This is a genomic window from Flavobacterium gillisiae (assembly GCF_900107635.1).
Lineage (GTDB): Bacteria > Bacteroidota > Bacteroidia > Flavobacteriales > Flavobacteriaceae > Flavobacterium > Flavobacterium gillisiae.
Genome location: NZ_FNRD01000001.1, coordinates 623,821 through 636,308 on the forward strand (window position 1 = coordinate 623,821; position 12,488 = coordinate 636,308).

Sequence of the window (12,488 nt, forward strand, 5' to 3'; positions counted from 1 at the left end):
GAATTTATTTCTTTTTCTTAGGTGGCTTGCAACTTTTACAAAAATCAGGATAGTTCTGAATTTGTTTTGTCACTTCCGTATGGAGCACAGCAAGTTTTGCTGTTTCAAGCCCCAGATTAGTGCTTTTTGCAGCCGTGGCATGCTCTTCGGTGTACTGTTTTTGTATATGGTCGTATATAACTTTTAAAAAGCTAACATCAGAAAAAGTTCCTTTCTGCTCGTAGATTTCTTTGCGCAGTTTACGAGCATAAAGTTCAGATAAGTCGAATTCATAGCGAGCAAAATCCAGTAGTTTGTTAGCCGTATTTGTATCTGGAGCGACTAGGTATGCTGCGTCCCTTTGAAAAGAGCAGTTTACTTTAGAGTTGAAATTTTTGGTAAACATAAACTCTACATTGTTCATCATAAATGCAAAATCAAGGCTTGAAGCGGTGTTAATGCTTGTAACACTAACCTCACTTCCTATTTGTGTAGCTTCTGATTGAAAATCTGATAATTGTAGTTGGTAAATACCGTCCCATTCAATACTATTTTGAGCATTCGTGGTTAGTACTTGAATAAGAAGAAAGAATACAATAGCTTTTTTCATTTGTTTGTTACGATTTAGGGATGTTCTTTTTTACTTTTTTTAAACTCAATAAATTTAAAGGGTTAATCCCTAAACCAGTGACTTCTTTTCTAGAGAATCGGGCTACTTTGTCATAAAATAAAGGAATTATTGGCGCTTGGTCAATAATGATTTTGTCCATTTTTTGATACAGCACAAAACGTTTTTCGTCATCAGTTTCCTTAAAGGCTTGCTCGTATAAACGATCGAATTCCTCATTCTTAAAATGGGTGTAGTTTGGTCCGTTTGGAGAGAAATTATTGCTGTAAAACAACGATAAATAATTCTCTGCATCAGGATAATCAGCAATCCAACTGGCTCTAAAAAAAGAAACCTTTCCGGTAGAAATAGCTTGACGCAACGTAGAAGGAGGGCTAATGTCTACTTGAACATCTAAACCTATTTTTTGCCACTCCCGTTGCAAAAACTCTCCAATATCTACATAAGAAGCATTTGTACTTAATTGAATTACAGGATTTTTATCACCGGTAGCTTTCTTGTACTCATTTACTAATTTTTTTGCTTTTTCGATATCGTAGGTATATCCTTTGGCATTATTAAAACTGGGTAAACCTGCAGGAATAATTCCGTTAACCGCTGGTGTTCCCATGTTATTTCGCAAATAAGTAATCATTTTTTGGCGGTCGAAACCGTAATTCATCGCTTGACGAATGCGTAAGTCTAGTACTGCTTTGTTGTCGCCGTCCATTCTGAATCCAAGGTATTCAGTATTAAGATAAGGCCCAGTAATTAGGTTAATCTCCTTTTTGTATTTGGGTTGTAATTCGCCCGTTTGTGTCAGAATATCATCTTTATAGGAAGGATCCAGACCGGAAGTGAAATCTAGTTTACCTTGTATGAATTGTAGAAAGCCACTTTGCTTGTCTGGTAAAAAAGTAATAGCAACGGCTTCTAGATAAGGCAACGAATTTCCTTTTTCGTCTTTTTCATAAAATAAAGGGTTTTTTCGCAAGACCAGTTTTACGTTTTCTTCCCATAGTTTTATTTGGAAAGGGCCTGTTCCTATTGGGTGTGAACGAAAATCACTACCATAATGAGATACCACTTCTTTTGGCACAACTGAGGCGTATTTCATGGTCATCAAACCCAAGAAAGCAGGAAAAGGTTTGATTAGTTTAATTTCAAAAATGCTGTCATTTTGAGCTTTGAAGCTTTCTACGTTTTGTAAAACCCAACCACCGGGAGAAGCTACTTTTTCGTCTAGTAATCGGTTTAAGCTGTATTCAAAATCGGAGGCTTTTACCGTTCGGGTACTGTCTTTACCAAATAAGATGTGTTTTTGAAAATAGATATCGTTTCGCAACGTAAAAGTATAGGTTTTTGCATCGGGCGAAATAGTCCAAGATTTGGCAATATCGGGTTGGATATTTAGCTTTTCGTCCAGTTGTAGTAAACCATTGAAAATGTGGTTGCAAGCCCAGATGTTCGATTGTACTTTTGAGAAAGCGGGATCCAGCGAAGTGATATTCGAACTTTCATTGTAACGAAAAACCAGATGATCTTTATTTTCTGCACTGTCTTTTCCACAGGAAACAAATGTTAATACAATACAAAGCGTTGATATATAGTGAATTATTGATTTCATTTTAAAGAATATTGTACGTAAATTTGCAAACTCTTTTTACAAAGATGTAAATATAATAAGTTACTACTAAAAACGTAGTTTATCCCTATGGAAAACAGAAAAAAAGTTGCCTTTTATACGCTTGGATGCAAACTGAATTTTTCAGAAACTTCTACAATTGCTAGAAGCTTTGAAGACGAAGGTTTCGATCGTGTTGATTTTGAAGAAGTCGCTGATATGTATGTAATCAATACGTGCTCCGTTACTGAAAATGCCGATAAGCAGTTTAAGCAAGTGGTTAAGAAAGCAATGAAACTTAATGATAAAGCTTTTGTAGCCGCTGTGGGTTGTTATGCACAATTGAAACCAGATGAATTAGCTGCAGTTGATGGAGTTGATTTGGTTCTTGGAGCTACAGAAAAATTTAAAATTACCGATTATATTAATGACCTGTCCAAAAATGATTTTGGAGAAGTACATTCATGTGAGATCGCTGATGCCGATTTCTATGTGGGAAGTTACTCCATAGGCGACAGAACTCGTGCTTTCTTGAAAGTGCAAGATGGCTGTGATTACAAATGTACCTATTGTACGATTCCGCTCGCTAGAGGGATTTCTCGAAGTGATGAATTAAATAATGTTTTGAAAAATGCTTACGAAATTTCGCAGCAGAATATCAAAGAAATTGTTCTTACTGGAGTAAATATTGGTGATTACGGAAAAGGGGAATTTGGAAACAAAAAGCACGAACATACTTTCTTAGAACTAGTTCAGGAATTAGATAAAGTAGAAGGAATAGAGCGTTTGCGAATTTCGTCTATTGAACCTAATTTATTGAAAAATGAAACGATCGAATTTGTTTCGAAAAGTAGAACTTTTGTGCCACATTTTCATATTCCGTTGCAGTCTGGAAGTAATGATATTCTGAAATTAATGAAGCGTCGTTACCAAAGAGAAATATACACGGAGAGAGTAAATAAAATTAGAGAAGTGATGCCTCATGCCTGTATTGGTGTAGATGTGATTGTTGGCTTTCCTGGTGAAACGGATGAGCATTTCTTAGAAACTTATCGTTACTTGAATGAAATGGATATTTCTTATTTGCATGTTTTCAAGTATTCTGAACGTGATAATACGGAAGCCGCAGATATGGCTGGTGTTGTACCTGAAAATGTTCGTGTGAAAAGAAGTAAAATGATGCGTGGATTATCGGTTAAAAAACGCCGTTCTTTCTATGAAAGCCAGTTGGGAAGTACTAGAACAGTTCTTTTTGAAAGTGAAAATAAAGAGGGTTACATTCATGGTTTTACAGAAAACTACGTAAAAGTAAAAACACCGTGGAATCCAGAATTAGTAAATACTTTGCATGAAATCAACTTGACTACAATTGACACTGACGGAAGTGTTAGAATGGAATTTGTAGCAGTTGAAGTGTAGGTACTTTAAAATAATTAAAATTTAAACCATTAAGAGATTAAGAAAATTAAGGTAGAACTTATATATAACTTAATCTCTTAATGGTTTTTTTTAGTAGTGATATGTCTTTCGACTTTCCACTAATATTATGGGTTTGTTGACCAAATCCCTGCGTCTTTAATAAATACGCGTCGGTTTAATTTTAACTGAGCGATGATTAATTCAGCTACATCTTCAGCTTGCATCACGTTTTCAGGGTTACCGTCAGTTAGTTTTAAGTCTTTGGCCATTTCAGTAGCCACTGTGCTTGGCGTTAAGGCAGTAACACGAATGTTGTGTTTGCGAACTTCTTGCATCAAGGATTCAGTTAGTCCTAAAACAGCAAATTTAGAAGCACTGTACGCGCTGGTTAATGCATTTCCTTTCAACCCTGCAGTCGACGAAATGTTTATAATATCTCCAGTTTGTCTTTCGATCATATTAGGCAAAACCGCGCGAGTTATATAATATGTTCCCATTAAGTTCACCTGAATGATACGTTCCCATGCTTTAGGTTCTAATTCTAAAAATTTACCAAAAGCTGCAATTCCTGCATTATTGATTAATATGTCAATCGTTTTAAATTTGTCTAATGCCTGTGCCACTGCTGTATCTACTGAACAAATATCAGAAACATCAGCAGTAAGTGTCAATGATTTTACGCCTAAGTTATTTACTGCCGCTGCTACCTCGTCTAAATCAGATTGGGTGCGAGACATTAAAATTACATTTACGCCTTCTTTTGCTAATGCAATAGCGATTGCTTTACCTATTCCTTTTCCGGCTCCTGTAATTAGCGCATTTTTATTTTTTAAGTCAGTCATTATGTTCAAATTTTAGTTTGTTATCAGCAAAGTTAAGCCATTCTAATTTTCTAATGGCAGAACAGTAAGTGAATAAAAAGTTAATTCCCACAAGTCGTAAATATTTAAATTTGATAAATTATTCAAATAATTATGTAACACTTTAGTTCCTGAAATAGGTCAATTTTGTAGTATAAATAATAACTATGAAAAAAATAGCCCTTCTTTTTAATATAAGTATCCTGATTCTTTTTGCTTCATGCAAGCAACAAGCTGATGTTGAAAGTGTAGAAAGCGATCCAGTCATTAAGCGACAAGAACCGAAAAGTGTTTCTTTTCATTTCGAAAACACAAAACAATGGTTGGCTGCAAATGGCGCCGATAATAAAGCGCTTCGCATTGCATACGCTGTAAATCGAACCGATGCTGCAAATTTGAAGCAAATGGATTCTATTTTAATTCCGGGGGATATGAGCGGCGATATTGAATTCTATCTTCCTTTTCCAATGACTGTCTCGTATTTGAAAGACATAAAAAAAGTCATCTTTTTTTCGTATCCTACACAAACATTTGCTGCTTATGAAAAAGGGCAATTGATTTATACGGGACCTACTAATATGGGAAGTAAAAATCATGTAACACCAACTGGTCTCTTTTTTACGAATTGGAAAGCTGAGGAAACTACAAGCACATTTGATGATGAGTGGGATTTACGTTGGAATTTTAACGTAGAAAATAAATTAGGTGTTGGATGGCATCAATATAGTTTACCGGGTTACCCAGCTTCTCATTCTTGTTTGAGACTTCAGGAGACAGATGCTAAGTATTTATACGACTGGGCTGATGAATGGCAATTAGCCGATTCAGAAACAGTTAAAGTAAAAGGGACTCCTGTGATCGTTTTTGGTAGTTATGATTTTGCTGCGCCTAGACCATGGCTGCAATTAGCTACTGACCCAAAAGCATTAGCTATTTCAGAAAATCAAATTGAGGAAGAAACAATGCCTTTCTTGAGTGATATTCTAAAAGAACAAAAGAATAGAGATGCAGTTCAGTCTGCGAAGAAATAGAAACAGTTTTCTTTTTTACTTGAGGTCCATACTTAATTTGTAAATAGTACTCTCTAAGGCATCCGTGTCTTTATCCTCACAAAGTAGAAATTGGATTTGGTTCTCAGTTTTCGAAAATAAGGTTAGCCCTTCAAATTTATTTGTGGGGCTAATTTTTTGTGTAAAATCTATTTTCATAGTCTCGATGTCAATGCGACCAATACTACTTCCTAAGATTTCTCCATCGTCATACGTAGAGGAGGTGTTTTCGGCTGTGGCCAAGAAATATATTTTATCGCCAACAAGAATTGCATCTGTAAAGCTGCTGCGAATGCCCTTTATTTTGGGTAGCTTGTAATCGTTAGAAATTAGGCTGAATTCTTCGTTTAATTTTTTGGCATGCATTGTATAAATTACATTCTTGTTGGTGCTGATATTTCCGCGATTAAAGAAATACCAATTTTCGCCATCATATATTGCGCCTTCTAAATTAAAATCTTCTGATTTGATGTTTCCAAAACTTTGCATGACTGCATATAAATCAACCAGATTATTTGTCGTTGATTTTTTTCTTGTTTTTAAATCGAATTCGATCATCGCATTTCTTTTGACCGTCGATCCTGAACCAAAAATATAAAGCGTGTCTTGAAAATGTGTGATGGATTCAAAGTCGGGTTTGTCCTTTTTTGGAATGTTCTCAGACGGATTTTGCAAGAGTGGGTATTTATTCAGGCTGGCATCGGTGATGTTGTATTCGTATAAAAAGCCACTGTTGTCTCCTATTAAGTAGAGGGAATTGTTTTGGAAGAAAAGCCCTGAAGCGGAACCGATACCGATAATCGTTGTGAATAATTCTAATGTAAATTTTTTCATAATTTGATGTTGAAAACGTAAAGCCCTAGCCCAGATAGCAGCGAAAATCCTATTGTGCTAGTCCTGAAGCTTCGGGGCGGCACAATAGATTGTAGCGAATAGCTGGAAAAAGCTCCAAAAAATCATCAAGAATACTCCTGATTATTTGTTATATTTGAGAAAGTAAAGATAAAAAAATCCCTATGAAATCGATTAATCCCGAAGATTTTAAAGTAGTTAACAAGATAGAATTGTCAAAACTTCCTACTAATTTAGATATTGGTGCCAGCGATGATACAAAAGAAGATAAATTAGATGATGTTCGCGAAAAGTTGAGTGACTTGCAGGACACGATGTATGCCCACAATCGATATGGAGTTTTGATTTGTTTGCAGGGGATGGATACTTCTGGTAAAGACAGCTTGATTCGGGAAGTTTTTAAGGAATTTAACTCACGCGGAGTTGTTGTACATAGTTTTAAGACACCTAATTCTACCGAACTCGAGCATGATTATTTATGGCGTCATTATTTGGCGTTACCAGAAAAAGGAAAATTTGCAGTTTTTAACAGAACGCATTATGAGAATGTATTAGTTACTCGGGTACATCCTGAATATATTCTAAATGAAAATATACCGGGGATTGAAGAGGTTTCGTCGATTACACCTGTTTTTTGGGAAAACAGAATGGAACAGATCAGGAATTTCGAGAAACACATTACTCAAAACGGAACCATCGTATTGAAATTCTTTTTACATATGAGTAAAGAGGAGCAGAGACAACGGTTATTGCGACGATTAGAAGAGAAAAAACACAATTGGAAATTCTCAGTAGGAGATTTAAAAGAAAGAGAACGTTGGGATGATTATATGCATTATTACGAAGAGGCGATAAACAATACTTCTTCAGCGTATGCACCTTGGTATGTGGTTCCTGCCGATGATAAAGATATGTGTCGTTATATTATAGGTAAAATCATTTGGGAAGAAATGCAAAAACATACGGACATTCAAATGCCTGAAATGGATGAGAAAATTCAGGGCAATATCGAATTGTACAAGGAGATGCTGGCAAAAGAATAAAAAAAATGCTCTGAAATTCAGAGCATTTTTTTTACTAATTCAAAATGGTATTATAGTTGAAAACCATAAGCTAGACGTACACCAACTTGTCCAACACCTTTTCCTATAGTTCCATTATTGTTCATTTTTCTAAAATCAGAATAATGCTCGTAACGTAATGAAACGTCAATGTATTTTGTCGCATAACCAATACTTGGCGCTAAGATTAAAGAAGTTTGGTTGTAATCGTTAGTTACCGAAAATGCAGCACCAGCTTCTCCCATTACGTAAAATTCGTCATTCCAAATGAATGCTTTAAAACCTGCTTTAGCTGGAATGAATCCTAAATCTTTTCCAGTAGCTTCACCTGGAAATGCATCAGCTTCACTTACAAAAAGATTTGTAAATCCAGTAGTCAAAGTCAAAGAGTATCTTTTTGTTAAATCATATTGTAATCTCGCATCTGCGCCCAAGGCTAATTTATATGGATCCTGAGTAGCATATCCACCACTAACACCAAATCCTAATTTGAATCCTTGATCGTAATTTTTTACTGCTGTGTCTTGTGCAGATGTTGTATTTGATAAAAATGCTGAGATTGCTAATACAAGTAGTGTCTTAATTTTTGTTGTCGTTTTCATAAATCTGGGTTTTTATATTGATAATTTTAATGCCATCTGAATATCTATTGTTGTATTGATGACTGGGGCAAATGTATAGCGGCAGCTCTCTTGAAAAGTTATAGAATTATTTGATTTTCTTATATAATTCGGGAGTAAGGGATAATATCTTAAAAAAAGGGAGCTTATTAATTGAATAATACAAGAACAATCAAAAGCTTCTAATTATCTTTGCTTCAAAAAATAGTACAGTGAATTTTTCTAAATATACTCAAGAGTTTTCCTATAATTTAAGATTAGCTTATCCAATCATTTTAGGGATGCTTGGACATACAATTGTTGGAATTGTAGACAATATTATGGTGGGGAAGCTAGGGCCAACAGAATTGGCAGCGGTTTCTTTAGGTAATAGCTTTGTTTTTATAGCCATGTCAATAGGTATTGGTTTTTCTACGGCTATCACCCCATTGGCAGCAGAGTCTGACGGGAAGAATGATATTGAAGAAGGAAGAAGCGTATTTCATAACGGGTTGTTTTTATGCACGATTTTAGGTTTGACTTTATTTCTTATTATATTCTTTTTTAAGCCTTTGATCGCTTTCATGGGGCAACCGGATATTGTGGTGGAAATGGCAAAGCCGTATCTCGATATCGTTGCTTTCTCGCTTGTTCCACTTATCGTTTTTCAGGCGTACAAGCAGTTTGCTGATGGGAAATCAGAAACTAAATATTCTATGTGGGCCACGATCATAGGTAATGTCATTAATGTGGTCATCAATTATTTCTTGATTTACGGGATTTGGATTTTTCCTAAAATGGGAATTGTGGGAGCAGCTATAGGTACGATTGTTTCTCGTATTGTTATGTTGCTTTTTATGCATTACATCATGATTAGAAAACCAAAATTCCATCCTTATTTTGAGAATTTCAGTTTAAAAGAAATTAAGAAAAAAATGCTTAATAAGATTATCAACTTAGGCTTGCCTTCCTCTATGCAAATGTTTTTTGAGGTAGGTTTGTTTACAGGGGCAATTTGGCTTTCGGGAGTTTTAGGAACGACGAGTCAGGCTGCTAATCAGATTGCGTTGAGTTTAGCTTCTTTGACTTTTATGTTTGCCATGGGTTTGAGTGTGGCAGTAACGATTAGAGTGGGAAATCAGAAAGGACTGATGGATTATGTGAAATTGCAGCTTGTGGCGCGATCCATATTTTTATTGGCCATACTTCTAGAGACTGTGTTTGCTGTTATTTTTGTGGTTTTTCACCAATATTTACCTCAAATGTTTGTGGATGTTAACGATATGAAGCACATAGTTGAGACTAAGGAAGTTGTTCTAATAGCCTCTCAACTACTATTTGTGGCAGCATTTTTTCAAATTTCAGACGGAATTCAGGTTGTTGTTTTGGGAGCCCTAAGAGGCTTACAGGATGTGAAAATACCAATGTATATTACATTTGTAGCTTATTGGGTTGTTGGATTTCCAATTTCAATTTATTTGGGGTTATACACTGATTTGAAAGCTACTGGTATTTGGATAGGATTACTGGTAGGATTATCTTTTGCCGCTTTATTTTTGTATATTCGCTTCTCTCGATTGACGAAAAAGTTAATCTTAGAGAAATCTATAAAATAATGTTATTCTAACATTATAACTTCTAATTCGTTTATTGCTCTTATTTGACCAATAAACATTCTAAATTAAAATACATGATAATACTTATTATTCTAGGCATAATCTTAGTGGTTATGAGCTTTACTTTGAAAACAGATCAAAATCCGCTGTCGAAATTTTCAAGTCTTTTTAAAATTATCGGGATTTTGCTAATTCTTGGAGGAATATTCTCGTCTGCATTTAAGCAAATTGATGCTGGTACAGTGGGGGTTAAATCCTTGTATGGTAATGTGGAATCAGGTATTCTTGAAAGTGGTCTGAATGTTATAAATCCACTTTTGGATGTAACCATTTTTGATATCCAAACTCAAAACTATACTATGTCTGCCGCACAGTCTGAAGGAGCTCAAGAGGGTGATGATGCTATTCGAGTATTATCAAATGACGGACTTGAGGTAGTGATTGATTTAACGGTATTGTACCGCGTATCGGCTGCAGATGCTCCAACAATTTTCAAAGAAATAGGGGTTAGCTATATGGATAAAATTGTGCGACCGGTTACAAGAACTCGTATTCGTGATAACGCAGTTTACTATGATGCGGTGGCTTTATATTCTACGAAGAGAAATGAATTTCAAGATCGAATTTTTAAAAGTATTGAGACTGATTTTAAATCAAGAGGTTTAATTCTGGAGCAATTACTAATTAGAAATATTAATCTTCCTACTTCAGTAAAAGCATCTATTGAAAGTAAAATTAATGCGGAACAAGATGCTCAAAAAATGACTTTCGTGCTTCAGAAAGAAAAACAAGAAGCAGAACGCAAAAGAGTGGAAGCACAAGGTATTGCTGATTACCAAAGAATTATTTCTACGGGTTTAACGGGGAAACAATTGCAATATGAATCCATAAAAGCACAAAAAGAACTAGCTGCATCACCAAACACAAAAATTATTTTTATGGATGGTAAAGGAAGTTCTTCAATCATTCTTTCTGATAAATAGATTATATTTGTTGCAACGATTATTGATTTAATCGTTGCAATGAATTTAGCAATTAATGATTTAACATTTATAAATGGAATTACCAAAATTTTTACTAGGCGATAACACTGATTTTCAAGAAGATATTTTTATCATTCACTTAGATTATCCAAGATTCATCATCAATCTTAAAGATGATGAGGTAGAATTTATTGAAGAAGCCGAAGATCTTGATGAAGGCGAATTAAATGCCGAAATGGAAGGACTTATAGTTTTGGCTAACGAGTTTTATGACAGAGAAATGGAACGTTACGAGAAAGAGTAGTTTTCCTTTTAGATTCAACCTGTTTTATAAAAATAATTGATAATTAAAACTATAATTAGTATGAAATCAGATAGCAGGAAATACGCATTAATTGTTGTATTAGGTCTTTATATCGCGGTAGTAGGAATCAATAGATTTCATTTTCTACCATTAGAAAACCACATACATTCCTATAGCTATTCTTTGGGTAATAATGTAGGTTTGATTTTTAGAGTGCTTTTAGGTTTAGCGCTTATTACGAAAGGGATGCTTTTTTTTAATAAGAACATAAGTAAATAATTAAATATTTATTTAAAATATTTTTCTAACAATATTTGAGCGGCTGCAAAAGGTGAAATTTCACCATTTTGCACCGCTTTTTTATTTGAATCTAATAATTTTTGAATGTCAGAATTATTATAAAAACTAAGTTTCAGTTGTTCGTTGATAGTTTCGAGCATCCAATATTCATTTTGTTCCGAACGTTTTACATTAAAGTAATCATTGCCTTTTGTGAGTTCGACAAATTGTACAATCGTTTCCCAAACGTCTGGAATTCCATCTTGGGTAATCGCACTACAGGTGGCAGTTGTGGGAATCCAACCTGATCTTTTTGCAGGAAATAAATGTAGCGCCCTATTGAATTCCGTTTTTGCGAGTTTTGCTTTTCGAATATTATCTCCGTCCGCTTTATTGATAACAATTGCGTCTGCCATTTCCATAATACCTCGTTTGATACCTTGTAACTCATCACCAGCACCAGCAATTTTCAATAACAAAAAGAAATCTACCATACTATGAACCGCTGTTTCACTTTGACCAACGCCTACTGTTTCGATGATGATAGTGTCGAATCCGCAAGCTTCGCAAAGTGTAATTGTCTCCCGTGTTTTTCTGGCTACACCACCTAAGGTATCTCCTGAAGCAGAAGGGCGTATGTAAGCGTTTTTGTCTTTGACCAATTCTTCCATGCGGGTTTTATCACCCAAAATACTTCCGTGCGAAATGGTACTGCTTGGATCGACGGCCAGAACAGCGACTTTTTTCCCTAATCCAGTTAAATGTTTACCAAATGCTTCAATGAAGGTGCTTTTTCCAACGCCTGGAACACCGGTTATACCTATTCGAACGGATTTATTGGCATGAGGTAAGCACGCATTAATAACTTCATTAGCTTTGACCAAATGATCTGGATTCGTACTTTCTACCAAAGTAATAGCGCGGCTTAGAGCTGTTATATTGCCCGATAAAATCCCGGTAACTAGTTCATCCGATGATGGCTGTACTTTTCTATATTTTTGAATGTTTTTTACAACAGACGGACTAAATATTTCTGGCTGTGGAATTCCAGCTTTCTCGTTAAGGGCAGTATGTTTTATTTTGTTGTTTTCCAAAGCTTAAATTCATTTTAGTAAAATTAACACTTAAACATGAATTATTAGAATTTAATCCGCTTTTTAAGTAGAATAGTTTAGCTTATCCCATTGAAATTGAATTATTGAAAAATAGTTAAATACAATTCCAATAATTTTGATTTATACCAAGTGATAGTGCTA

Annotated in this window: 13 protein-coding genes; 7 read left to right on the forward strand and 6 right to left on the reverse strand. The window is 35.0% G+C overall.

Features of this window, described 5'->3' with window-relative positions; genetic code table 11:
- Positions 1–4: 4 nt before the first annotated feature.
- On the reverse strand, positions 5–589 hold the full coding sequence (locus BLV35_RS02860; RefSeq protein ID WP_091084412.1) for a hypothetical protein: 585 nt from the start codon (positions 587–589) through the stop codon (positions 5–7).
- A gap of 7 nt (positions 590–596) precedes the next feature.
- Positions 597–2,213 carry an ABC transporter substrate-binding protein gene (locus BLV35_RS02865; protein WP_091084415.1) on the reverse strand — a complete coding sequence of 539 codons (1,617 nt, stop codon included), beginning with the start codon at positions 2,211–2,213 and terminating at the stop codon, positions 597–599.
- An 87-nt stretch (positions 2,214–2,300) separates the two neighbouring features.
- Between BLV35_RS02865 and mtaB the strand changes: the two genes are divergently transcribed.
- Positions 2,301–3,629, forward strand: coding sequence for a tRNA (N(6)-L-threonylcarbamoyladenosine(37)-C(2))-methylthiotransferase MtaB (gene mtaB / locus BLV35_RS02870; RefSeq protein ID WP_091084417.1), 1,329 nt, complete (start codon positions 2,301–2,303; stop codon positions 3,627–3,629).
- Positions 3,630–3,754: 125 nt separating this feature from the next.
- Here the strand turns inward: mtaB and BLV35_RS02875 are convergent, their stop codons facing one another.
- Positions 3,755–4,471, reverse strand: a complete 717-nt coding sequence (locus BLV35_RS02875) for a 3-ketoacyl-ACP reductase (RefSeq protein ID WP_091084420.1) — start codon at positions 4,469–4,471, stop codon at positions 3,755–3,757.
- Between the two features lie 185 nt (positions 4,472–4,656).
- Here BLV35_RS02875 and BLV35_RS02880 point away from each other — a divergent pair, with 185 nt between their 5' ends.
- The gene (locus BLV35_RS02880) at positions 4,657–5,520 is read left to right on the forward strand and encodes a L,D-transpeptidase (protein WP_091084421.1); all 864 of its coding nucleotides are present in this window, start codon (positions 4,657–4,659) and stop codon (positions 5,518–5,520) included.
- Positions 5,521–5,535: 15 nt separating this feature from the next.
- Here BLV35_RS02880 and BLV35_RS02885 read toward each other — a convergent pair whose 3' ends face one another.
- The gene (locus BLV35_RS02885) at positions 5,536–6,372 is read right to left on the reverse strand and encodes a DUF6929 family protein (protein ID WP_091084424.1); all 837 of its coding nucleotides are present in this window, start codon (positions 6,370–6,372) and stop codon (positions 5,536–5,538) included.
- 182 nt (positions 6,373–6,554) lie between these two features.
- Here BLV35_RS02885 and BLV35_RS02890 point away from each other — a divergent pair, with 182 nt between their 5' ends.
- Positions 6,555–7,433, forward strand: a complete 879-nt coding sequence (locus BLV35_RS02890) for a PPK2 family polyphosphate kinase (protein ID WP_091084427.1) — start codon at positions 6,555–6,557, stop codon at positions 7,431–7,433.
- 50 nt (positions 7,434–7,483) lie between these two features.
- On the opposite strand, the gene BLV35_RS02895 is transcribed toward BLV35_RS02890, so the two are convergent.
- Positions 7,484–8,053: a hypothetical protein gene (locus BLV35_RS02895; RefSeq protein WP_091084432.1), complete on the reverse strand. Its 570-nt coding sequence runs from the start codon at positions 8,051–8,053 to the stop codon at positions 7,484–7,486.
- Between the two features lie 230 nt (positions 8,054–8,283).
- Between BLV35_RS02895 and BLV35_RS02900 the strand changes: the two genes are divergently transcribed.
- The 4 genes from BLV35_RS02900 (at position 8,284) to BLV35_RS02915 (ending at position 11,232) form a co-directional block, all read left to right on the forward strand.
- A complete protein-coding gene (locus BLV35_RS02900; protein ID WP_091084435.1) occupies positions 8,284–9,666 on the forward strand; it encodes an MATE family efflux transporter in 1,383 nt (460 codons plus the stop codon).
- A gap of 74 nt (positions 9,667–9,740) precedes the next feature.
- Entirely contained in the window at positions 9,741–10,649 is a 909-nt protein-coding gene (locus BLV35_RS02905) for a prohibitin family protein (RefSeq protein ID WP_091084437.1), read from the forward strand.
- Positions 10,650–10,722: 73 nt separating this feature from the next.
- Positions 10,723–10,953 (forward strand): hypothetical protein, encoded by a 231-nt coding sequence (locus tag BLV35_RS02910; protein ID WP_074721236.1) that lies wholly within the window; start codon positions 10,723–10,725, stop codon positions 10,951–10,953.
- Positions 10,954–11,013: 60 nt separating this feature from the next.
- The gene (locus BLV35_RS02915) at positions 11,014–11,232 is read left to right on the forward strand and encodes a hypothetical protein (RefSeq protein ID WP_091084440.1); all 219 of its coding nucleotides are present in this window, start codon (positions 11,014–11,016) and stop codon (positions 11,230–11,232) included.
- Between the two features lie 8 nt (positions 11,233–11,240).
- On the opposite strand, the gene meaB is transcribed toward BLV35_RS02915, so the two are convergent.
- Positions 11,241–12,326 (reverse strand): methylmalonyl Co-A mutase-associated GTPase MeaB, encoded by a 1,086-nt coding sequence (gene meaB, locus BLV35_RS02920; RefSeq protein ID WP_091084443.1) that lies wholly within the window; start codon positions 12,324–12,326, stop codon positions 11,241–11,243.
- Between the last annotated feature and the right edge of the window lie 162 nt (positions 12,327–12,488).

Bases quoted from the DNA above. Each gene is read 5' to 3' on its own strand.
- mtaB (WP_091084417.1), top strand. From the start codon at position 2,301: ATGGAAAACAGAAAAAAAGTTGCCTTTTATACGCTTGGATGCAAACTG.
- BLV35_RS02860 (WP_091084412.1), bottom strand. From the start codon at position 589: ATGAAAAAAGCTATTGTATTCTTTCTTCTTATTCAAGTACTAACCACG.
- BLV35_RS02905 (WP_091084437.1), top strand. From the start codon at position 9,741: ATGATAATACTTATTATTCTAGGCATAATCTTAGTGGTTATGAGCTTT.
- BLV35_RS02865 (WP_091084415.1), bottom strand. From the start codon at position 2,213: ATGAAATCAATAATTCACTATATATCAACGCTTTGTATTGTATTAACA.
- BLV35_RS02895 (WP_091084432.1), bottom strand. From the start codon at position 8,053: ATGAAAACGACAACAAAAATTAAGACACTACTTGTATTAGCAATCTCA.
- BLV35_RS02915 (WP_091084440.1), top strand. From the start codon at position 11,014: ATGAAATCAGATAGCAGGAAATACGCATTAATTGTTGTATTAGGTCTT.
- BLV35_RS02880 (WP_091084421.1), top strand. From the start codon at position 4,657: ATGAAAAAAATAGCCCTTCTTTTTAATATAAGTATCCTGATTCTTTTT.
- BLV35_RS02885 (WP_091084424.1), bottom strand. From the start codon at position 6,372: ATGAAAAAATTTACATTAGAATTATTCACAACGATTATCGGTATCGGT.
- BLV35_RS02875 (WP_091084420.1), bottom strand. From the start codon at position 4,471: ATGACTGACTTAAAAAATAAAAATGCGCTAATTACAGGAGCCGGAAAA.
- BLV35_RS02890 (WP_091084427.1), top strand. From the start codon at position 6,555: ATGAAATCGATTAATCCCGAAGATTTTAAAGTAGTTAACAAGATAGAA.
- BLV35_RS02910 (WP_074721236.1), top strand. From the start codon at position 10,723: ATGGAATTACCAAAATTTTTACTAGGCGATAACACTGATTTTCAAGAA.